Source organism: Falsiroseomonas sp. HW251 (assembly GCF_050563545.1).
In the GTDB taxonomy this organism is placed as follows: domain Bacteria; phylum Pseudomonadota; class Alphaproteobacteria; order Acetobacterales; family Acetobacteraceae; genus Falsiroseomonas.
Window position 1 is genome coordinate 1 of the sequence record NZ_JBNXUM010000030.1, and the last position, 20958, is coordinate 20958.

Below are 20958 nucleotides of genomic sequence, written 5' to 3' on the forward strand. Positions count from 1 at the left end.
CGCGGTGCGTCGCGTGGCCCGGGGGGCAAGCCCGCTCCCCCCCAAGGGGGGAGAGGGGTGGGTGAGGGGGGCGTGCAGCGTCGGGAACGCGTTCGTCACCGGGCGCGTCCCCCTCACCCAACCCTCACCCCCGGGACCGGGGGAGAGGGCTTTCGCGCCGGCGCATGAGGAAGATCTAGAGAAACGCACAGGAGACCAGCATCGTCAGCAGCACCATCGCGAAGAACATGATGAGGTAGGGCATGGCTCAGGCCGGCAGCGCAATGGCGGAAAGCTGGTGGCCGATCGGCCCGCCGCCCGCGAGCGTCGATCGCCGATGGCTGAAGAACGCGTCCTCCTCGGCCAGCGTGTCGCGGCCGATCCAGGATGCCGTGACGCCGGCGGCCGACAGCCGTGCCAGGCAATAGCCCGGCAGGTCGAATTGCCAGCGATCCTCGCGCCGGCCGGGGGCGAAGAAGCGCGCATGGGCGGCGTCATGCGCCAGCACGGCGTCGCGCAGATCGGGGCCGACCTCGTAGCTCGCCTGGCCAATGCAGGGGCCGACCGCGGCGGCGATGCGCGCGCGGGCGGCGCCGAGGCGCTCCATCGCGGCGATCGTCTCCTCCAGCACGCCGGCCACCGCGCCGCGCCAGCCCGCATGGGCGGCGCCGACCACGCCGGCGCGCTCGTCGGCGAAAATCACCGGCGCGCAATCCCCCGTGACGATGCCAAGCAGCAGGCCCGGCCGGTCCGTGACCATCGCATCCGCCTTGGGGCGCGCATCCTCGGGCCAGGGATCGGTGACCGTCGCGACCTCGATTCCATGCACCTGGGTCAGGCCGACCAGCGCGGCGGGCTGCAGGTCCAGCGCCTGGGCGGCGCGGGCACGGTTCTCCCGCACGGCGTCGGGGTCGTCGCGACCCGAGAGCGAGCAGTTCAGGCTCGCAAAGCGCCCGGCCGACACGCCGCCGCGGCGGGTGAAGAAGCCGTGCGGGGCGGGCAGGGAGGCCGTGAGGAACGGCGTCATGGGTCCTCGAATCCGGGCGGCGCGCCCAGGGTGGAATCGCAGACCGCGAGCGCCTTGAACAGCCTTCCCATGCGTTCCGAGGCGACCAGGCGTTCCGCCCCCGAGAGGATCTCGCCGGCCAGCCGCGGGCTTGCCTGCGCGAGCATCGCGGCGCGCGTCACCAGGCCCAGGCGCTGCAGCAGTAGCCCCTGGGGCAGGGGGCCGAAGGTGACCGCGCCCGCCTCGCTTGCCGCGGCGGCGAGCGCGGCGAAGTCCACATGCGCGGTCAGGTCGCGCGTGCCGGGCTCGGCCAGCGGGTCGAGGCCGGTCTCGTGCGCGCGCATGGCCTGCAGCGTCTCGCCGAACGCGGGTGCGTCGGGGCCGTAGCCGTAATCCACCAGCAGCGCCGCGCCGCGCTGCGCGGCGAGCCGCGCCGCCAGCAGGCGCGCGAAGGCGAGCGCGGGCTCGCAGACTTCCTTCACCGCGCCTTCGGGCGCCTCGTCCGGTAGCGCGGGAGCGTCCTGCGCCGGCAGTTCCACGAGCCCGCCATCCCGCACATGCCGCTCCATCCAAGCATGGCCGCGGCGCACGAACTGGCGGATCGGCAGCGCGTCGAGGAACTCGTTGGCGAGCAGCAGGACCGGGCCTTCGGGCAGCGTCGCGATGTCGTCGTGCCAGATGGCGTCGCCGACCATGCGGCGCTGCGTCTCGCGCAGCGTCGGGGAGGTCTCGACCAGGTGCACCCGCAGCGCGGAGCGGAAGGCGGGCGCGGCCTGCGCGACCGCGCGCAGCGCGTCCGCCATCAGCGTCCCGCGGCCTGGCCCGCATTCCACCAGCAGCACAGGATCGGGGCGGCCCAGCTTCTCCCAGCAGACGGCGCACCAGGCCCCGAGGACCTCGCCGAAGGCCTGCGATATCTCGGGCGCCGTCGTGAAGTCGCCGGCGCGCCCGAAAGGCGTCGCACGGCGCGCGTAGTACTCGCTGACCGCGCGCTGCATGAAGCGGTCCAGCCGCTCCGCCACTAGACGGCGACCGGCTCGCGCTTCGCGCGCGCGATCAGCACCACGCCCACGATCACCATCGGCAGCGACAGCAGCTGTCCCATCGTCGCGCCGGCGAAGAGGAAGCCGAGATGCGCGTCGGGCTGCCGGAAGAACTCGCCGACGATGCGCGCCGCGCCATAGCCCGCGAGGAAGACGCCGGTCAGCAGCCCGCGGCGCTCGCGCAGGTCGGGCCGGCGCACCATGACGTTGAGGACCACCAGCAGGCAGATCCCCTCGAGGAAGGCCTGGTAGAGCTGGCTGGGATGCCGCGGCTCCGGCCCGCCGGTCGGGAAGACCATCGCCCATTCCACGTCGGTCACCCGGCCCCAGAGCTCGCCATTGATGAAGTTGGCGATGCGGCCGAGGAAGAGCCCGATCGGCACCACGCAGGCGACGCGGTCGCCGAAGGCGAGCTTGTCGAGCCTCTCCCGCGTGCAGAACCACCAGAGCGCGACGATCACGCCGATCATGCCGCCATGGAAGGACATGCCGCCCTGCCAGACATAGAGTGCTTCCCACGGCGCCGTGACGTAGTAGCCGGGCCGATAGGCCAGCACGTAGCCGAGCCGCCCTCCCAGGATGACGCCGAGCGTGACCCAGGTGACGGCGTCGGCGAGCTGCTCGTTCGTCGCGACACGCGGCGGGAGCGCGATCAGGCGCTTCGCCCAGAGCCAGCCCAGCAGGATGCCGCCGATATAGGCCAGCGCATACCATCGGACGACGAAGGGACCGAGCTCGACCGCGACGGGGTCGATGGCGGGGAAGGCGATGACAGGCAGCATCAGCGATGCGGGTCGGGCTGCATGAGGAAGCCGCTGACATAGCGGCCGACGCCGTCCTCGAGCGTCGTCATCGGCGCGTCGTAGCCGGCTTCCCGCAGGCGGGTCAGCGGGGCTTCGGTGAAGTACTGGTACTTGCCGCGCAGGTCGGGCGGCATGTCCACGAACTCGATCCGGTCCTCCTGGCCAATTGCGGCGAACATTGCGCGCACGAGGTCGAGGAACGTCCTGGCCTGGCCGGAGCCCACATTGAACAGCCCGCTGGCGCCGGGGTTGTCGAGCAGCCACAGCATGACGTTCACGCAGTCGTCCACATGCACGAAGTCGCGCTTCTGCTCGCCATCCGCGATGCCCGCGCGGTCCGACCGGAAAAGCCGCGCCGGCGCGCCGCCCGCGACCTCGTGGAACTTGTGGAACACGACCGAGGCCATGCGGCCCTTGTGGTACTCGTTCGGCCCGTAGACGTTGAAGAAGCGCAAGCCCGCCCATTGCGGCGGCGAGGGCACGCCGCGTTCCAGCATGTCGGCGACGCGCCGGTCGAAGGCGAGCTTGGACCATCCATAGAGGTTCAGCGGGCGCAGCGCGGCCAGCGCCTCGGGCCGCGCATCGTCCTCGAAGCCGAGGCTGCCATCCCCATAGGTCGCGGCGGAGGAGGCGTAGATCAGCGGCACCCCGGCCTCGGCGCAGGCCGCCCAGAGCCAGAGGGGGAGGGTGATGTTGGTCGCCGCGACCAGGTCGCCGTCGGTCGCGGTGGTCGCGCTGATCGCGCCCATGTGCAGCACGGCCTCGATTTCGCCGGCGCTCTCCGCCCAGAAATCCTCGATCTCCTCGGGCGGCAGGATCCCGGCGATGCCGTGCTTCGCCAGGTTCCGCCATTTCTCGCGGCCTGGCGTGCCCTCCCGCAGGCGGTCCACGACCATCACTTCCTCGCCGCGGGCGGCCAGGGCCGCGACGAGGTTCGATCCGATGAAGCCGGCGCCGCCGGTCACGAGGTACATCGGCGGATCTTGATCCCCTTGCTCCGGCTGCATTTCCGCCGGCGGCGGGGTATAGGCCGCGCTTCAGCGGCGCGACAAGCTTGGCGCCGCGGCGGCAAGGAGGTCTCGATGGCGACGGGCGAGGGCGACGGGAAGCGCGGCAAGGGCCTGTTCGACGACCTCGCGGGGATGGCGGGCGGCGCCTTCTCCGTGATGGCCGCGATGCGGGCGGAGGGCGAGGCCATGGCCAAGGCCCAGGTCGAGGCCGTGGTGCAGCGCCTGGAACTGGTCCGGCGGGAAGAGCTGGACGCCGCCCTGGAAGTCGCCCGGCGCGCGCGGGAGCAGGCCGAGGCCCTGGCGGATCGCGTCTCGGCGCTCGAAGCGCGGCTGGCGGCGCTGGACAGCAGTGGGCCGGATGGCGCGGATTCCGGCGACGCTCCGTGAAGATTCATCCACAACCGCTTGAGCCGCCGGAAAAACTGACGCTTGCGGTCATCTTTCCCGGCTGCGTAACCTACAAATAGTGGCGATTCGGGGTGTTGAGCCCCAATACCTCGATGGCCACGTGGGGGTCCCGGTCGTTACGACCGGGAGGGGCCCAGCGCCGGCGGGGGGCCGGGCGCCGGCCCTGGTCCTGGCGATGGAGGTGCCGCATGTCCGCGTATCTCGGCCACGAAACTCACGAGCGCTCCGCCAATCCGCTCGACATCCTCGAACAGATCGTCACCTCCAACGAATGGGCGTTCGACCGCCGCTCGGACTCCGAGATGGCGGCCGAGGCGCCGGGCAAGTGGTGCGACTACGGCCTGTATTTCTCCTGGTCGCATGAGATCAGCGCCATGCATTTCTCCTGCGCCTTCGACCTGAAGGTGCCGGCGGAGAAGCGGGAGAAGCTGTTCGAATTGCTCGCGCTGGCCAACGAGAAGCTCTGGATCGGCCATTTCGGCATCGACAGCGAGGACGGGATGCCGGTGTTCCGCCATTCCGTGCTGCTGCGCGGCGCCCCGGGCGCCTCGGCCGAGAGCCTGGAGGACATGGTGGACATCGCCATCACGGAGTGCGAACGCTTCTTCCCGGCCTTCCAGTTCGTCCTCTGGGGCGGCAAGTCGCCGGCCGAGGCGCTGCAGGCCGCGATGCTGGACTGCGTCGGCGAGGCCTGACCGCCGCTCAGGCGCGCTCGCCGGACGGATCCACCCCGAGGACGCGGGGATCGGCATTCAACTCGAGGATGTCGATCTCCTCCTCGAGCACGTGGAAGGCGTCGTCGCCGATCTCTCCGACGGCGCGCAGCGTCATCAGGCGCCGCCGCTGGATGGCAACCGCCGTTTGGTGCATCTCCACGAGTGCCTCGCCGGCCGGCTCCACCTCGCCGCCGCGCCGGGCATAGACCGAACGCAGGCCGCCCGCTGCCGCGCGCGACGCGTGGCCGTCGATATGGCCGAGGGCGGCGCGGGCCGTCTCGGCGCGCGCGAGACGCACTTCCTCCTCCACGGTACGGTCTTCGGGCAGGGTAAGGCGGCGCAGCAGCGGTCGCAGCGTCGCACCCTGGACGACCAGCGTGCCGAGCACGACCCAAAAGGCACAGAAGACGATGAGGTCGCGGCCGGGGAAGGCCTCGGGCAGCGCGAGCGCGGTGGCAAGCGTCACGATGCCGCGCATCCCGCACCAGGAAACGACGATCCCGCCCTGCACCGTCGGACGCATCAGCACGCGACCAGGCCCCGGGCCGAAGCGGCCGATCTTCCAGCGCAGGACGGCGTTGTAGGACATCACCCAGGCGAAGCGGACCAGGATGACCGCAAGCAGGACGGCGCCCGCCGTCCAGGCATAGGGCGCGACCGCGCCGTCAAGCCGGCCGAGGATCGCCTTGAGCTGCAGGCCGATCAGCACGAAGGCCAGCACGTTCAGCACGAAGACCGCGACTTCCCATACGGCATAGGAGGCGATGCGGTGCCGGGCGTCGGACCGCGCCGGGGCGTGGCGCGCGATCACCATGGCATAGACCACCATCGTGATGATCGCCGACACGCCGAGCCGGTCTGCCAGCATCCAGACCGCGAAGGCGCCGATGAACTGCACCAGGACGGCGATCGGGATCTCCGCCCGGTGCATCGGGAACAGCAGCCAGATGCGGGCCAGCGCCCAGCCCAGAACGGCCCCGCCGCCCGCGGTCAGCAGCAGCTCCGGCAGGAGATGCCAGCCGAACGCGGCGCCACCCGCCGCGGCGCCCACCGCGACGCGGTAGATCAGCAGCGCCGTGGCGTCGTTCAGCAGGCTCTCCTCCTCCAGGATCACCAGCAGGCGGTGCGGCAGGCGCAGCTGGCGAAGCACGGCGGCCGCCGCCGAGGCATCCGGCGGCGCAACCACCGCGCCGAGCGCGATCGCCGCGGCCCAGGGCAGGTCGGGCGCGATCAGCCTGACCGTCACCGCCACCACGGCCACGGTCAGCCCGACCACGACGACCGCGAGCAGCCCGACCGGCAGCCAGTTGTCCCGGAGGTCGCGCGGCGAGGCGTCGAAGGCAGCGTCCAGCAGCGTCGGCGCGACGAAGAGGGCGAGCGCGAGCTCTGGCTCGATCACCACCTCGGGCGTGCCGGGCACGATGGCGGCGATGGCGCCGGCCAGCGACAGGAGCGCGGGGTAGGGGACGCCGATGCGGCCGGACCAGGCTGCCAGCAGCGCCCCGCCGAGCAGCATGGCGATCACCAGCTCGAAGACGGCCATCGCGCTCTCCTCCGGGACTGGCCTGGCAAAGGTGAGTGCTGGCGGCCGATGGCACCAGTCCTCTTGCCCTTCAGGCCTGGCGCGGCGAGCCTGCACGGCATGACCGACACCCTTCCCCCACTTCTCCTGCTCGGCTGCGGCAAGATGGGCGGCGCCATGCTCGCGGGCTGGCGGGAGCGCGGCCTGTCCGAGGCGGTCGTCGTCGACCCCTTCCTGGCCGAGGCGCCGGCCGGCGCCACGCTGGTCAAGTCGCCCGACGCCATCCCCGCCGGCTTCGCCCCCGCCGCGGTGATCCTCGCCATCAAGCCGCAGGAGGCGCCGGCCAGCCTTCCGCTCTATGCCCGTTTCGCCGGCCAGGCGGTCTTCGTCTCCATCATGGCGGGCAAGACCGTCGCCTTCATGCGCGGCCTGCTCGGGCAGGACGCCGCCGTGGTCCGCGCCATGCCCAACACCCCGGCCGCCGTCCGCCGCGGATTCACCGTCGCCTTCGGTGCCTCCGGCGTATCCGACGCGCAGCGCAGCCTCGCGGACACGCTGCTCGGCGCCACCGGCGAGGTGGACTGGGTGGACGACGAAGGCCTGCTCGACCCCGTCACCGCCGTCTCCGGCGGCGGGCCGGCCTATGTCTTCCTCCTCGCCGAGTTGCTGGAGAAGGCCGCGATCGAGCAGGGCATCCCCGCCGGTCTCGCGCGGCGCATGGCGCGGTCCACCGTCGCGGGCTCCGGCGCGCTGCTCGCCGCCAGCGAGGAGGACGCGGCGCAGCTTCGCAGGAATGTCACGAGCCCCAAGGGCACGACGGAACGCGCGCTCGCCGTGATGATGGCCGAGACCGCGTGGCCCGAGACGATATCCCGCGCGATCGCCGCGGCGACCGCGCGCTCCCGCGAGCTTGCGGGCTAGCTAGGCCAACCCCACCATTCCGCCATGGACACCGCGCCCGCCTCCGACGCCGCCCTGGTCGAAGCCCTGTTCCGGATCATCGCCGAGCATGGCTGGCGCGGCGTGACGCCCGGTCGGCTGGCGGCGGAATCGGGCATCGCGTCCTCGGAGCTGGTGCGGCGCTTCCCCTCGCGCCTTGGGCTGCTGCGGGTCTTCGCGGACACCGTCATGGACCAGGTCGCGCAGGGAACCTTGCCCGGGCAGGGCGGCACGCCGCGCGACCGGCTCTTCGACGTGCTGATGCGCGGTCTGGACGCGCTCGCACCCTACAGGCCCGGCATGAAGCGCTTCATGCGGGAGCTCTGGACCGACGGGGTGCTGTTCGGCGCCATGGCGCCGCTCTTCCAGGCCAGCATGGAGCGCATGCTCGACCTCGCGGAGATCGACAGCGGCGGCATCCGCGGACGCCTGCGCGCTGCCGGGCTGACCGTGGTCTGGCTCCGCGCCGTGAACGTCTGGTCGGGCGACGACAGCGAGGAGCTGGGTCCGACCATGGCAGCCCTCGATCGGGCGCTGGAGCGCGCCGAGCAGGCTGCGCGCAGCTTCGGCCTGGCGGACGGCGACCTGGCGCCGCCCCCCGAAGCCCCGGCAGGGGCCCGCACGCCGGACTGATCGCCGTCGCTCTTCTGCCCCGTCGCCGCTTCCACTAGAGTTGCGACAGACAGGGAAGGAAGGAGCTACGCGATGTCGGACCGCTTCACCATGAAGCCCGAGGACATGATGAAGATGTTCTCGGAGTTCCGCCTGCCGCACATGGCGGACCTCGAAGGCCTCGCCCAGGCGCAGCGCCGCAACCTCGAGGCGCTGTCGGCGGCCAACCGCGTCGCGCTGGAAGGCGCGCAGGCCGTGGCGCGCCGGCACATGGAGATCGTGCAGGGCGCGATGACCGAGATGACCGAGGCGATGCGCGGCATGACCGGCACCGACAACCCGCAGGAGCGCGCGGCGCGTCAGGCGGAGCTCCTGAAGTCCGGCTACGAGAAGGCGGTGACGAACATCAGGGAGATCGCCGACCTCATCCAGAAGTCGAACGCCGAGGCGCTCGCGCTGCTGAACCGCCGCTTCGCCGAGGCGATGGACGAGATCAAGCAAATGGCCGCGAAGGCGGGGCAGGGGTGAGGTAGGCGCGAGCCGAAGCCCCCTTTCTACCCTCCCCCGCAGCTGCGGGGGAGGGAGACTACAAGCACGTGAGGGATTGGATGGCCCTGCGCGGCGCGCAGTGTCAGGCCGGCAGCGTCACCAGCGCCTGCAGCCCGCCCTCAGGCCGGTTCCGCAGCACCACGTCACCGCCATGCGCGCGCAGGATGTTGCGCGCGATGGGAAGCCCAAGCCCTGTCCCGCCGGTCTCGCGGTTGCGGCTCGTCTCCAGCCGGCGGAAGGGCTGGAACACCGTCTCCAGGTCGCCCGGCGGCACGCCCGGCCCGTCGTCGTTGACCTCGATCCGCAGCTGCCCCGGTGGCTGCGGCATCAGCCGAAGATGCGCCGAGCCGCCATAGGCCAGCGCATTGCCGACCAGGTTCGCCAGCGCCCGCTTCATCGCCACGGGCCGCGCGCGCACCGCCAGGTGCTCCGGCCCGTCATAGTCGATGAGCTCCGCCAGCTCCGGCCGTGCATCCGCCGCCTCGTCCAGCACCGTCCGGCACAGCGCCGCCAGGTCCACCTGCACCGAGGGCTCCGCCGCCGCCTCGTCGCGCGCGAAGGCGAGGGTGGCGCCGATCATCCCTTCCATCTCCTCGAGGTCGGCGAGGATCTTCCGCCGCTGCTCGTCGTCGTCGAGCAGCTCCGCCCGCAGCTTGAGCCGCGTGATCGGCGTCTTCAGGTCATGCCCGATCGCCGCTAGCATCTGCGTGCGGTCGCCGACGAAGCGGCGGATGCGCTCGGCCATGGTGTTGAAGGCATGGGCGGCCGTCGCGACCTCCGAAGGCCCGTTCTCCGGCAGGGGAGGCGCGTTGACGTCCCGGCCCAGCCGCTCGGCCGCGGCGGCGAGGTCGCGGACGGGGCGCGTCAGGCGCCGCACGCCCCACAGCGTCAGCGCCGCGGCGGCCAGCGTCATCAGCACGAAGGCCGCCAGGAAGGTCTCGGAATGCCACGGCCGCGGCGGCGGCATCTCGATGCGCAGGTTCAGCCAGCCCGTGTCGGGGAAGCGCAGGCTCACAAGCATCACGCCCGGCCGGTTGGTGCCGGAGATGACGACCTCCCTCGGGCGCAGCCGCGGCGGGGCGGACATCATGGCGTCCACGCGGAGCAGGCGCAGGATCGGCGGCGGCGGGGGCGGGTAATGCGGCTTGGCCGCGGGCTCGTCTTCATAGGCGATGCGGAGCCCGGGCGGCAGGTCGATATCGGCGATCAGCGCGGCGCGCCGCTCCGGCGAGGCGAGCACAAGGCCGCGCCAGACCGCGAAGCTGCGCTGGGAGACCTCGCGCGCCTGCTGGAAGCGCTGCAAGTCCACGCGGTCCAGCGCATGGATGGTCAGCCCCGCCATCTGCACCAGCACGAGGCCGACGATCAGCACCAGTGCCGTGCGCCCGCCGAGCGAACCCGGGATCAGCCCGCGGAAGACCGAGAACCACGCGCGCCGCGCGCGGCCCGGCGCGGACGCCGCCGCGGGCGCGGCCCGAAGGGCGGCGTCGCCCTCCATCAGCCCTTCTCGACCGTCGTGGCGAGCACGTAGCCGCCGCCGCGCACGGTCTTGATGATCTGCGGGTTGCGCCCGTCATCCTCGAGCTTGCGCCTCAGGCGGGACACCGCGACGTCGATCGCGCGGTCGAAGGGCCCGGCCTGGCGGCCGCGCAGCAGGTCCATCAGCATGTCGCGGGTCAGCACGCGGTTCGGGCGCTCGACCAGCGCGACCAGCAATTCGTACTCGCCGCCCGTCAGCGGCACCTCGACGCCCTGCGGGTTCACCAGGCGCCGCCGCGCGGGCTCCAGGAGCCAGCCCGAGAACTGGATCAGCTTGGCCGGCGGCTCCCCGTTGGCGGTGCCGGTCGAGCTGTCGGCGGTAGCGCGCCGCAGCACCGCGCGGATGCGCGCCAGCAGCTCGCGGGGGTTGAAGGGCTTGGCGACGTAGTCGTCGGCGCCGAGCTCGAGGCCGACGATGCGGTCGGTCTCTTCCCCCATCGCGGTCAGCATGACGATTGGCACCTCCGACTGGCCGCGCAGCCAGCGCGCGAAGTCGAGCCCCGACTCGCCGGGCATCATGAGGTCGAGCACGACCAGGTGGTAGCGGCCGAGCGGCCAGAGCTTGCGCGCCTCCCGCGCGTCGCGCGCGACGGTGACGCGGAAGGACTGCTTCTCCAGGAACTTGCCGAGGAGGTCCCGGATCTCCCGGTCGTCGTCCACGACCATGATGTGCGGCTGGGGCGTGTCCATGCCTGTAACATAGCGCGGCGCGGGCCGGGCCGGAGAGGTTTCGGCGCGAGCCATGTTGCGCCGCGTCACAACCGGGCCCTCCGCAACAGGATGTTGCACTTGCTCACCCCCGCGGCCTTCGGGCGGTTACGTTCGGGGCGCATTATCATGGCATCGCTGGCCGACCCGGGCCGCGGCCCCTTCTTCCGGCCGCGCACTACCCCCCCTCCTGTCCCGGGTCGGCCTCCGTGCTAGGCGGCGGGGGTGCGCTCCCCTCCTGCACCTCCGCCGCCCCTTTTCCCCCATCCCCCGGACTGGGCCCGCGATGCCGCGGATCGGCTGGCGGCAAAGCACGGCACCTTCGCCGGCATCGAGGACCGCGCGGGCCCGCTGCCCTGGCCGGTGCGGGAGGCGGGGTTTCCCGGTCTGCTGCGGGCGATCTGTGCCCAGCTCGTCTCCAACGAAGCCGCCTTCGCGATCTGGCGGCGCGTCTCGGCGTTGCCCGGCGCGACGACGCCCGAGGGCTTCCTGGCCCTGGCGCCGGAGCGTGTCGGCATCGAGGGCGGGCTCACGCGGCAGAAGGTGCGCCATGCCCGCGCGCTGGCCGAGGCGATCCTGTCGGGCGCGCTGCGCCTGGACGGGCTTGCCGCGATGGAGGACGAGGCCGCCATCGCGCATCTCTGCGAGATCAAGGGGATCGGCCGCTGGACGGCAGAGGTGCACCTGGTGTTCTCGCTGCAGCGGCCGGATGTGTTCCCATCGGGCGACCTGGCCCTGCAGGCGGCGGCGCAGCACCTGATGGGACTGGACGCGCGACCGGATGCGAAGGCCATGGCGGCGATCGCGCGGGACTGGGCGCCGCACCGCTCGGTCGCGGCACGGCTGCTCTGGCACCACTGGCTGCACCACACGAAACGCGCGACGCTGGACCCCGCATGATCCTCTCCCGCCGTATCCGTGCCACCGAGACGCCGCCCATCCCCGCCGCCCGCGCCTGGGCGGCACGCTATGACGGGCGGGCAGGCCCTGCGCTCGACCTCACCCAGGCGGTGCCGGGCTATCCGCCGCCGCCCGAGCTCCTGGCACGCCTGGCGGAGGCCTCGGGCAGCGCGGACAGCGCGGGCTACGGGCCGATCGCGGGCGACATGGCGCTGCGCGAGGCGCTGGCGACCGATGTCTCGGCCTTTTACGGCGCAGCGATCCCGCCCGCCGCCGTCGCGATCTCGGCGGGCTGCAACCTGGCCTTCGCCATGGCGATGCAGGTGCTGGCGGCCGAGGACGACGCGGTGCTGCTGCCCACGCCCTGGTACTTCAACCACCGCATGGCGCTGACCATGCAGGGCGTGCGCGCCATCCCCGTGCCGACCAGGCCGGAGGACGGCTTCGTGCCCGATCCCGAGCAGATCGCCGCGCTGATCGCGGAGCACCGGCCGCGCGCGGTGGTGCTGGTGACGCCGAACAACCCGACTGGCGCGATCTACCCCGCCGAGGTGATCCACGCCGTGGCCGATCTCTGTCGGAAGGCGGGCTGCTTCCTGGTGCTGGACGAGACCTACCGCGACTTCCTGCCGACCGACCGGGTTCCGCCGCATAACCTCCTCGCCGACCCCGACTGGGGCGACGTGCTCGTGCATCTCTATTCCTTCTCCAAGGCCTATTGCGTACCGGGCCACCGCGCCGGCGCGATCGCGGCCGGGCCCGAGGTCATGGCGGAACTCGAGAAGGCCTTCGACACCTTCCAGATCTGCCCGCCGCGCCCCGTGCAGGTCGCGCTGGCCTGGGCGATCCCGGCGCTCGGCGCCTGGCGCGACGGCAACCGCGCGATGATGGCCGGCCGCGCCGCGTTCTTCCGCGACGCCGTGGCGCAACTGCCGGGGTGGCGGCTTGACGCGATCGGCACGTATTTCGCCTATCTCCGCGTGCCCGAAGCGGCGCCCGATGCGATGCGGACGGCCGAGATCCTGGCTGCGGAACAGGGGCTGATGACGCTGCCCGGCCCCTTCTTCGGACCGGGGCAGGATCGCCATATCCGCCTCGCCTTCGCCAATGCCGGCGAGGCGGTGCTGGGCCAGGTGCCCGGGCGCCTCGCGGCCTTCTCATGAGGAGTTCGGCCATGCGCACCCTCGACGTGGTCTCGGATGCGATCTGCCCGTGGTGCTGGATCGGCAAGGCGCATCTGGACGCCGCGCTGGCGTCGCTGAAGCAGGACGGGATCGAGTTCCGCCTGCGCTGGCGGCCCTTCCAGCTGAACCCGGACATGCCGGAGGAAGGGGTCGAGCGCGACGCCTACCGTGCCGCCAAGTTCGGCTCGACGGAGCGTGGGCGGCAACTCGACGCGCAGGTCGCGGATGCCGGGCGCGCGGCGGGGCTTTCCTTCCGCCACGACCTGATGACGCGCACGCCCAATACGGTCGCCGCCCATCGCGTCATCCGTGCGGCCGAGGATGCCGGCGTCCAGCACGACGTCGTGGACGCGCTGTTCCGCGCCTATTTCCAGGAAGGCCGCGACATCGGCGACGCCGCGGTGCTGGACGAGGTCGCGGCGTCTGCGGGGCTGCCGGGGATGGCCGCTATGCTGGCGACCTCTGCGCACCGGGACGAGGTGCTTGCCCGGGACATGTCGGCGCGCCGCGGCGGGATCAACGGCGTGCCGTCCTTCCTGATGGACCGCTACCTCCTGTTCAGCGGCGCGATGCCGGCGGAGCGCATGGCGGACGCCTTCCGCCAGGCGAAGGCGATCCTCGACGCGCGCGAAGCGCAGCCCGCCCAGCCCGCCGGCGCCTGAAACACGCGCAACACCGGCGAAACCGTGCGGCGTTCCCGCGCGAGGCGATGATGCGCTAGGCTGCGCCCAGCATTGGGGGAGCCTCGCTCATGGAATGGCTGATCGTCCTCGGGGTCATCGTCGTCCTCGGCCTGTGGTTCGTGGTGATCTACAACCGCCTGGTCGCACTGCGGCAGACCTGCGGACAGTCCTGGGCCGACATCGAGGTGCAGCTCAAGCAACGCCACGACCTGGTCCCCAACCTGGTCGAGACGGTGAAGGGCTATGCCAGCCACGAGCGCGGCACGCTGGAGGCGGTGATCCAGGCCCGCAACAACGCGGTGCGCGCGAGCGGGCCGGAAGCGGCCTCCGCCGCCGAGGGGCAGCTCGGCGCGGCGCTGGGACGGCTGTTTGCGCTGTCAGAGGCCTATCCAGACCTGAAGGCCAACACGAACTTCCTGTCGCTGCAGGGGGAGCTCTCGACCATCGAGACCAAAATCGCCGCCGCGCGGCGCTTCTTCAACAACGCGGTCAGCGAGTTCAACACGGCGATCCAGTCCATCCCCGCGGTGTTCTTCGCCGGCGCCATGGGCTTCACCCAGCGCGGCTTCTTCGAGTTGGATGCCGAGGAGCGCGCCGCGACGAAGAACGCGCCTCAGGTGAAGTTCTGATGACGCGCCGGGCGGTCACGGCGCTGCCCCCTCCCCATCCCTCCGCCGCAACTGCGGGGGAGGGGGCAGAAAGGCTGGAGTAAGTCATGTTCCAGGCAGTTGGCCTGCGGACTCACGCGTGGAACACCGCGATCAGGTCGATCCTGCTGCTGGCGGGGTTTCCCGTTCTGCTGATCGCGATGGGCTATGCGATCGCGCTCTTCATCGTCGCGGGCAGCGCGCCGACGGTGGCGAAGGGGCTGCACCAGGCCGCGCAGCTGCTGCCCGTCATCATCCCCGCCGCGCTCGCCATCGCCTGCGCCTGGTTCGGCATCGCCTTCCTCGCCCAGAACAAGATCCTCGACATCGTCACCGGCGCGAAGCGCGTCACCGACCCGCGGGAGGAACCGCGGCTGTGGCACATCACGGAGGAGCTCTGCATCAGCCGCGGCATGACCCTGCCGCGGCTCGCGGTGATCGAGACGCCGCAGCGCAACGCCTTCGCCTCGGGGCTGACGAAGGGCACCGCCGGCGTGACGGTGACGCGCGGACTGATGGATGCGCTCGACGACCGGGAGCTGCGCGCTGTGATCGGGCATGAGCTCGCGCATATCAGGAACGGCGATGCCAGGCTCGGCGTGATCGCGGCGGTCTTCGTCGGCGTCATCACGCTGGTGACCGATAACGTCTGGAACACGCTGCGCTTCGCGCGCTTCTCCTCCGGCAGTTCGCGCTCCTCCTCGCGCAACAGCAGCAGCAGCAGCAGCAGCAGCAGCAACAGCGGCGGCGCGGCCATCGTCCTGATCCTGATCGGCATCGCGATCGCGGTCGCGGCGCATGTGCTGGCGCTGGTGCTGCGCATGGCGCTGTCGCGCAACCGCGAATACCTGGCCGATGCCGGCGCGGTGGAACTCACGCAGGACTCCGACGCCATGATCTCCGCGCTGCGCAAGGTCGAGCAGCGCGCCGCCATGCCGCAGGTGCCGGAGCAGGTACGCGCGATGTTCCTGCACGACAGCCAGCTTTCCAACGCCGCGGTCGGCTGGTTCGCCACGCATCCGCCGATCGAGAAGCGGATCGAGGCACTGGTGACCTTCGCGGGCGGCCACGATCCTGGCCCGCTGCCCGCGCTCGTCGCCGAAGCCGCGGAGCCCGACGCCCCGCCGCTCTGGCAGGACGCACCCGCCGGCGCCGCCTTCGCCGGCGATTCGGCGCCGGCCAGCCCTTGGGGCGGGCAGCAGGCGGCGCCGCAGGGGCTCCCGCCGGCCGCGGGCGCGAGCCCCTGGGGCGCCGTCTCCGCATCGGTCGCACCCGCCGCCAGCCCCTGCGGCCCGGCGCTGGCCGCAACGGCCGCGGCCTCGCCGCCCGCCGCCGGCCCGCCGCGAAGCCGCATGCAGGAACGCGCCGACGCCATGGCCGCCTTCGCGCGCACGGGCGACGCCATCTACATGGACCACTTCGCCCGGCGCGAGGCCGCCCGCCGCGCCGGCCAGGATCCCGACCAGGCGGCCCCGCCGCCGCCGCCGCGGAACTGAGCGCGGGCGGGGCGTTCGAGGAGAACGCATGCAACGCCGTCCGCTGATCCTCGCCATCCCCGCCCTGCTGTCCCGCCCCGCCCGCGCCGACCCGCCGGCAGGCTTCATCGGGATCGTGCCAACGGAAGGCGGCGGGACGGTCGCGCTGGCGGCCGCGCAGGTCGTGCGCGTCGGCCGGGCCGAGGGCCATACGGTCATCGACACCGCGGCCTGGGTGCAGCAGCGCACGGTCGAGTCCGTGGACTCCGTCGCCGCCCGCCTGGCCGCGGCCGGCGCGCGCTTCATCCCGCTGACTGACCTCGCGAACGGGCGGATCTACCTCGCCGCCGACCGCATCGTGCTGGTCCGCGAGTCCGGCGCGCGGCATGCGGCCGGTGCCCGCGCAGCGATCGTCATGGTCGGGCTGCGCTTCGGCACCGATGTCGCGGTGCGCGAGTCCGCCGAGGAAGTGCTGGTCCTGCTCGGCCGCTGATCAGGCCGCGCCGAGCAGCGCCTTCATCTTGCGCACCGCGCTGCCCGGGGTCGTGACCACCGGCCGTCCCGTCGCCGCCGCCACCATCCCCGCCGCGCGCGCCAGGCTGAACTGACCAAGCAGGATGACGTCGCAATCGCGCAGCCTTCGCGACGCCTCGGCGGCCAGGCGGTCATGCCTCTCGAGGTCGCCCGCATCCATCGCCGCCAGCGCTCCCTCGGCCAGGCTCGTGACGACCTCGACGCCGGCCGGGAATTCCGCGGGCATGGAGGCGATGGTGCCGGGAAAGGTCGCGAGCAGCCCGACCTTCCGCCCGATAGCGAGCGCCTCCTCGATTGCCGCCTCGTTCGGCTTCAGGACGGGCATGGGCGAGAGGTCCCGCGCGCAGGCGTCGATGCAGGGGCCGAAGGCCGAGCAGGAGAACAGGATCGCATCAGCCCCGGTGCCAGCGGCGTAGCGCGCCAGCGTCCGGAAGCGCCCGGTCATCGCGGGGGTCAGCGCCCCGTCCCGCGCCAGGTCGGCCGAAAGGCTGTCGTCCAGCAGGTTCATCAGCCGCGCCTCGGGCCATTCGGTGCGGAAGGCCGCCTCGATGGGTGGCGGCGAATGCCGCAGGGCGTGGATCAGCGCGATTCGCATGTCGAGGGTCTCGAGCGACGCCCGGGACGGGGTCCTGGCCGGAGCGTTCAGTGCCCGACGCAGCGCTTCAGCGGCGCGGGAAACTCGCCGCAATCCGGGAAGACGATCTCGTCCGGACCGCGCCGCTCCACCCGCAGCACATTGGGGCCGGCGGGGCAGCCGAAGCCGAAATCGGCCGGCAGCCGGGCGCCGAAGGGCGTGCTCTGCGCCTGCACCGGAACGAAGCGGAACTCCAGAACGTCGGGGTCGGCAGCCACCGTCTCGATCAGGCGCTGGCGGTACGGCACCTCGAAGACGGACGCGCGCATCACGACGTCGCGGGTGAAGATCACCGTGGGCTGGCCGGTGCAGCGCGGTCCCTCGGTATCGGCCGCCGGGAAGATCCCGCCGGTCCAGGACCCGAAGACCCAGGCATGCGGCGGCTGGCCCTGCTGGGCCGATCCGCCAGCCGCGAGAGCCAGCACCATCGCCACCGCCAGCATCCAACGTCGCATGCCGCTCCCCCGTGGTCGGACCCGATCCCTATACCCCCTGGGGCGCGGATCGCCTATCGGGTCAGCCCTCAAGGCAGATCGCCGCGAAGCGGGGTCGCCTGAAGGCGCGAATCGGCTTTGCGAACAGCGAGCTACGGCAACAAGCCTGATCCACGGACCAGGCTCCATGCCTCAGGCCGGGGCGGAGGCCGGCTGGGGCGGGGCGGGATCGCGGATCGGCATGTGGATCAGCGCGGCATAGGCGGCGGCCCCGATCTGGATGCTCCACATCAGGTCGTAGGAGCCGGTGCGGTCCAGCACCACGCCGCCGAGCCAGGCGCCGGCGAAGCCGCCGATCTGGTGGCCGAGGAAGACCAGCCCGAAGATGGTCGCGAGCCACCGCGTGCCGAAGTTGCGCGCCACCAGCGCGACCGTCGGTGGCACGGTGGACAGCCACAGCAGGCCCATCGCGGCGGAGAAGACCAGGATCGTCGTCGTCGTCTTCGGCGCCATCATGAAGACCGCCATCACCACGCCGCGCGCCGCGTAGATGATCACCAGCAATTCCCGCCGCCTCCAGCGCTGCGTCAGCTCGCCGGAGACCAGCGATCCCGCGACGTTGAACAGCCCGATCAGGCCCAGCGCGCCCGCGCCGACCGACACCGGCAGGCCGCAGAACACCGCGAAACCCGGCAGGTGGACGGTCAGGAAGGACAGGTGCAGGCCGCAGACGAAGAAGCCGAAGAACAGGAACCAGAAGGTGGGCGTCCGGAGCGCCCGGCGCAGCGCCGCCCCGGCGGCTTCCTCGGTGCCGCCGGCCGCCTTCCGCGGCGGCGTGTCGGCCAGCGGCAGCGCGAGCGGGATCATCAGCAGCGCCACGGCCGCCATCGCCAGGAGCGTCCACTCCCAGCCCATCCCGCCGATCCCGAAGCCCGCCGCCGGAACCACCAGGAACTGCCCGAAGGAGGTGCCCGCCGTGCCGAGGCCGACCGCCAGGCCGCGCTTGCTTTCCGGCAGCAGCCGGGTCAGCGAGGCGATGATGACAGGCATGCCGGCGGCGGAGACGGCGAAGCCCAGCACCGGCCCGGCGAAGAAGGTGAAGGCGCCGAGGCTTTCCGAGAAGGCCATGCCGAGGATGCCGATGGCGTAGAGCACCGCGCCTCCCATCAGCACCGGCCGCCCGCCGAAGCGGTCGGCCATCTGCCCGCAGATCGGCTGGAAGACGCCATTCAGGAGGACCTGCAGCGCGATGGCGAAGGCGAAGCCCGACGCCGTCCATCCATGCGCGGCCGTCATCGGTGGCAGGAACAGGCCGAAGGCGGCGCGCAGCCCCATGGCAAGCGCGGCACACATCACCGCGCAGCCCATAAGCAGCACGGCGGATCCGGTACGGGAGGTCATGGCCAGACCAGACCACGCGGGGTCCGCGTCCTCAACGGCGTTGTCCGCATGGCTCCTGCGCCGCGCCCAGGCGCGGGACGCATGGCTCAGCCGGCGAAGGGGTCCTCGCGCGCGGCCAGGATGTTTGCGAGCCCTGTCCTGCGCGCGGCGAGCTCGGCCTCGTCCGCGGGCCGGATCCCGCCCTGCTCTTCGATGCTCCAGAAGCGGAAGCCGAGAGTCCTGAATTCCTCGATCAGCGCCGCCGGCCCGCCGCCATGGGCGGTCAGCAACTGCGGCGCGAATTCGAACATTACCCTGGCCCGCGGCGACCGCGCGAGCAGCCCGCGCATGCCGCGAACCGCGTTGGTTTCCGTCCCCTCGACATCCATCTTCATCACGTCCACCGTCGTCGCTGGGTCGGGGAACAGGTCGTCGAGCGCGACGACCCTGCAGGCGCTGCCCTGCTTCTCGCCGCGCAGCGGATAGCCCGCCAGGGCAAGGTGACCACCGCCGCCATACTCGAAGGAGAAATGCAACTCCGTCTGGCCCTCGGCCGCGCCGACCGCCACGGGGTGCAACTGGCAGATGCCGCCGAAGCCATTCACGGCGATGGAGCGATCGAGCAGTTCGGCATAGCGCGGGTTGGGCTCGAAGGCGTGCACCTTGCCGCCATGGCCGGTCGCGACGGCGCCGAGCAGCGTGTAGACGCCATGATGCGCCCCGATGTCGAAAACCGTGTCGCCCGGCCGGATCAGCCGCTGGAACAGCTGCGTGTAGGGCGGCTCCCAGATCCCGAACATCATGACGTGGGGCGCGAGATCCCGCCCGCGCGTGTCGAGATAGATCATCAGTCGCGCGTGCAGCAGGGCGAGGACCGTGTTCTCGCCGACCGGTACCGCCATCGAATGGTAGTGGGTGTGGGTGCGCTGGTAGAGGTAGGCGAAAATCGCCTCCTGCCGGGACGACATGCCGCGAAGCGTAACCTCCGTGGGCGACGCCGGCCCGGCGGCGCTGATCAGCCATTCGCCAAGAGCGCGGGCCGATCGCCGCGACAGGCGGCGCAGTGTCTTCAGCATCAGCGATCCTTGCGTAGGGTGTTCAGGCTGCCTTTCGGATCGCGAGACCGAAAGAGGTGCTGACCACGACGCCATGGCGCTGCCGCAGGCCGGGCGGGCCGACCTGGTCGGTCTTCACCATCTCGTCTTCCGGGAGCAGGCCGGGATGGGTGTTGAGAGGGAGAAGGGTATGGCCCTTCTGCCGCAGGCGGGCCGCCATCGCCTCGATGTCCGGGCGCCGCAGCATGACGAGGTCCGGCATCTCCCAGGTTACGGTCTCGGAGGTCAGGTTGAAGGCGAAGCTGTGGACCGCGAGCCCGCCCGGCTTCAGCGGCGCCAGGCTCGCCTCCAGGAACTCGACCGCGGCCTGGACCGAACCCAGCCGCTCGGGCACGCCGAGTGACCAGCAGAAATCGAAGCCCGCGGGCGAGACCCGCCCGACATCGCGGGTATCGAGCCGCATGAAGCGGACGAGCTGGTCGAAGTCGGCGATCGGGATGATCTCGGGGTAGAAGAGCTCGAGGCGCCGGTGCTCCGCCGCGCGGGCCTCGCGTTCCTGCCCGTCCGTCGCCGTGACCTGCACGCCGCGGGACGCCAGCAGCGACGCGATGCGTTCCCGCCCGCAGGCCAGGGCGAGGCCGGCGCGGCCCGGCGCGACCAGCCCCGCCGTGGCGAGGACGGAGACGATCCAGGCCTGTTCCCATTGCGAGCGGCTCGGCGCGGCGCGCAGGCCCATCGCGCCGACGATCTCCAGGAAGGCGGGGTCGGCGAACTGGGACGCCGTGCAGAGCTGGCTGACGGGATGCTCGAGCGTCGGCGGCTCGAACGTCCAGGCCAGCCCTTCCACGGTGGGCGGACGGAGCAGGAAGAGCGGCAAGGTCCAGCTCGGCTGGCCCGTCAGGACGGAATCGAAGAAGGCGTGGAACTCGGCGGTGTTGGTGAAGGCACGCCGCAGCGAATCGATGTCCGGCATCGCCTGGAAGGCCGCGAATTCCTCCTCGCTCGCCGCGGGCCTGCCCGCCAGCAGGCGGAAGCCCCACTCCACGGCGGTGCGCTGCAGCCCGGCCTTGGCCTGCGGCCCGGGCCTGCCCTGCCCGCCGGCCCGCTCCGTGCCCCTCGGCCCGGGGACCGGGCGGCCCACCACTTCGCGCATCTCGTCCCGCAACCTCGTTCGCGCCGCGGCAGCAGCGCCCTGCAG

General features: G+C 72.0%; 23 protein-coding genes. 11 read left to right on the plus strand and 12 right to left on the minus strand.

Annotated elements, in window-relative coordinates:
- Nucleotides 1-247: 247 nt before the first annotated feature.
- Genes pgeF through rfaD form a run of 4 tightly spaced genes read right to left on the minus strand, consistent with a single transcriptional unit; the run spans nucleotide 248 to nucleotide 3805 of the window.
- Complete coding sequence (gene pgeF / locus ACLF3M_RS27405) at nucleotides 248-1006, minus strand: peptidoglycan editing factor PgeF (RefSeq protein ID WP_430660183.1); 759 nt, start codon at nucleotides 1004-1006, stop codon at nucleotides 248-250.
- Entirely contained in the window at nucleotides 1003-1983 is a 981-nt protein-coding gene (locus ACLF3M_RS27410; protein WP_430660184.1) for a class I SAM-dependent methyltransferase, read from the minus strand. Before ACLF3M_RS27410 ends, pgeF begins: the two co-directional genes overlap by 4 nt.
- Before the next feature lie 23 nt (nucleotides 1984-2006).
- Nucleotides 2007-2810 (minus strand): prolipoprotein diacylglyceryl transferase, encoded by an 804-nt coding sequence (lgt, locus tag ACLF3M_RS27415; RefSeq protein ID WP_430660185.1) that lies wholly within the window; start codon nucleotides 2808-2810, stop codon nucleotides 2007-2009.
- On the minus strand, nucleotides 2810-3805 hold the full coding sequence (gene rfaD / locus ACLF3M_RS27420) for an ADP-glyceromanno-heptose 6-epimerase (RefSeq protein ID WP_430660186.1): 996 nt from the start codon (nucleotides 3803-3805) through the stop codon (nucleotides 2810-2812). The genes lgt and rfaD overlap by 1 nt, the downstream gene beginning before the upstream one ends.
- Before the next feature lie 108 nt (nucleotides 3806-3913).
- Between rfaD and ACLF3M_RS27425 the strand changes: the two genes are divergently transcribed.
- On the plus strand, nucleotides 3914-4228 hold the full coding sequence (locus ACLF3M_RS27425) for an accessory factor UbiK family protein (RefSeq protein WP_430660187.1): 315 nt from the start codon (nucleotides 3914-3916) through the stop codon (nucleotides 4226-4228).
- Between the two features lie 209 nt (nucleotides 4229-4437).
- Nucleotides 4438-4944: a YbjN domain-containing protein gene (locus ACLF3M_RS27430; protein WP_430660188.1), complete on the plus strand. Its 507-nt coding sequence runs from the start codon at nucleotides 4438-4440 to the stop codon at nucleotides 4942-4944.
- Between the two features lie 7 nt (nucleotides 4945-4951).
- Here ACLF3M_RS27430 and ACLF3M_RS27435 read toward each other — a convergent pair whose 3' ends face one another.
- Entirely contained in the window at nucleotides 4952-6508 is a 1557-nt protein-coding gene (locus ACLF3M_RS27435) for a cation:proton antiporter (protein WP_430660189.1), read from the minus strand.
- 99 nt (nucleotides 6509-6607) lie between these two features.
- Between ACLF3M_RS27435 and proC the strand changes: the two genes are divergently transcribed.
- The 3 genes from proC to ACLF3M_RS27450 all read left to right on the plus strand — a co-directional run bounded on the left by proC (nucleotide 6608) and on the right by ACLF3M_RS27450 (nucleotide 8566).
- Nucleotides 6608-7408 carry a pyrroline-5-carboxylate reductase gene (proC, locus tag ACLF3M_RS27440; RefSeq protein ID WP_430660190.1) on the plus strand — a complete coding sequence of 267 codons (801 nt, stop codon included), beginning with the start codon at nucleotides 6608-6610 and terminating at the stop codon, nucleotides 7406-7408.
- A 24-nt stretch (nucleotides 7409-7432) separates the two neighbouring features.
- A complete protein-coding gene (locus tag ACLF3M_RS27445; protein ID WP_430660191.1) occupies nucleotides 7433-8059 on the plus strand; it encodes a TetR family transcriptional regulator in 627 nt (208 codons plus the stop codon).
- Nucleotides 8060-8131: 72 nt separating this feature from the next.
- Entirely contained in the window at nucleotides 8132-8566 is a 435-nt protein-coding gene (locus ACLF3M_RS27450; protein WP_430660192.1) for a phasin family protein, read from the plus strand.
- A gap of 103 nt (nucleotides 8567-8669) precedes the next feature.
- Here the strand turns inward: ACLF3M_RS27450 and ACLF3M_RS27455 are convergent, their stop codons facing one another.
- On the minus strand, nucleotides 8670-10085 hold the full coding sequence (locus ACLF3M_RS27455) for an ATP-binding protein (protein ID WP_430660193.1): 1416 nt from the start codon (nucleotides 10083-10085) through the stop codon (nucleotides 8670-8672).
- Nucleotides 10085-10816, minus strand: coding sequence for a response regulator (locus tag ACLF3M_RS27460; protein ID WP_430660194.1), 732 nt, complete (start codon nucleotides 10814-10816; stop codon nucleotides 10085-10087). Before ACLF3M_RS27460 ends, ACLF3M_RS27455 begins: the two co-directional genes overlap by 1 nt.
- Before the next feature lie 243 nt (nucleotides 10817-11059).
- Between ACLF3M_RS27460 and ACLF3M_RS27465 the strand changes: the two genes are divergently transcribed.
- The 6 genes from ACLF3M_RS27465 to ACLF3M_RS27490 all read left to right on the plus strand — a co-directional run bounded on the left by ACLF3M_RS27465 (nucleotide 11060) and on the right by ACLF3M_RS27490 (nucleotide 16216).
- Entirely contained in the window at nucleotides 11060-11734 is a 675-nt protein-coding gene (locus ACLF3M_RS27465; RefSeq protein WP_430660195.1) for a DNA-3-methyladenine glycosylase family protein, read from the plus strand.
- Nucleotides 11731-12897 carry an aminotransferase gene (locus ACLF3M_RS27470; protein WP_430660196.1) on the plus strand — a complete coding sequence of 389 codons (1167 nt, stop codon included), beginning with the start codon at nucleotides 11731-11733 and terminating at the stop codon, nucleotides 12895-12897. Before ACLF3M_RS27465 ends, ACLF3M_RS27470 begins: the two co-directional genes overlap by 4 nt.
- Before the next feature lie 11 nt (nucleotides 12898-12908).
- Nucleotides 12909-13580: a DsbA family oxidoreductase gene (locus tag ACLF3M_RS27475; RefSeq protein ID WP_430660197.1), complete on the plus strand. Its 672-nt coding sequence runs from the start codon at nucleotides 12909-12911 to the stop codon at nucleotides 13578-13580.
- 89 nt (nucleotides 13581-13669) lie between these two features.
- Entirely contained in the window at nucleotides 13670-14230 is a 561-nt protein-coding gene (locus tag ACLF3M_RS27480; protein ID WP_430660198.1) for a LemA family protein, read from the plus strand.
- An 86-nt stretch (nucleotides 14231-14316) separates the two neighbouring features.
- Nucleotides 14317-15744: a M48 family metallopeptidase gene (locus ACLF3M_RS27485; RefSeq protein ID WP_430660199.1), complete on the plus strand. Its 1428-nt coding sequence runs from the start codon at nucleotides 14317-14319 to the stop codon at nucleotides 15742-15744.
- 28 nt (nucleotides 15745-15772) lie between these two features.
- Nucleotides 15773-16216 (plus strand): hypothetical protein, encoded by a 444-nt coding sequence (locus tag ACLF3M_RS27490; RefSeq protein ID WP_430660200.1) that lies wholly within the window; start codon nucleotides 15773-15775, stop codon nucleotides 16214-16216.
- Here the strand turns inward: ACLF3M_RS27490 and ACLF3M_RS27495 are convergent, their stop codons facing one another.
- The 5 genes from ACLF3M_RS27495 to ACLF3M_RS27515 form a co-directional block, all read right to left on the minus strand.
- On the minus strand, nucleotides 16217-16852 hold the full coding sequence (locus ACLF3M_RS27495) for an aspartate/glutamate racemase family protein (RefSeq protein ID WP_430660201.1): 636 nt from the start codon (nucleotides 16850-16852) through the stop codon (nucleotides 16217-16219). It lies immediately after the preceding gene.
- A 47-nt stretch (nucleotides 16853-16899) separates the two neighbouring features.
- Nucleotides 16900-17346 (minus strand): hypothetical protein, encoded by a 447-nt coding sequence (locus tag ACLF3M_RS27500; protein ID WP_430660202.1) that lies wholly within the window; start codon nucleotides 17344-17346, stop codon nucleotides 16900-16902.
- Between the two features lie 171 nt (nucleotides 17347-17517).
- On the minus strand, nucleotides 17518-18726 hold the full coding sequence (locus ACLF3M_RS27505) for an MFS transporter (protein WP_430660203.1): 1209 nt from the start codon (nucleotides 18724-18726) through the stop codon (nucleotides 17518-17520).
- Nucleotides 18727-18812: 86 nt separating this feature from the next.
- The gene (locus ACLF3M_RS27510; RefSeq protein ID WP_430660204.1) at nucleotides 18813-19781 is read right to left on the minus strand and encodes an FkbM family methyltransferase; all 969 of its coding nucleotides are present in this window, start codon (nucleotides 19779-19781) and stop codon (nucleotides 18813-18815) included.
- 22 nt (nucleotides 19782-19803) lie between these two features.
- Nucleotides 19804-20913 carry a hypothetical protein gene (locus tag ACLF3M_RS27515; RefSeq protein ID WP_430660205.1) on the minus strand — a complete coding sequence of 370 codons (1110 nt, stop codon included), beginning with the start codon at nucleotides 20911-20913 and terminating at the stop codon, nucleotides 19804-19806.
- Between the last annotated feature and the right edge of the window lie 45 nt (nucleotides 20914-20958).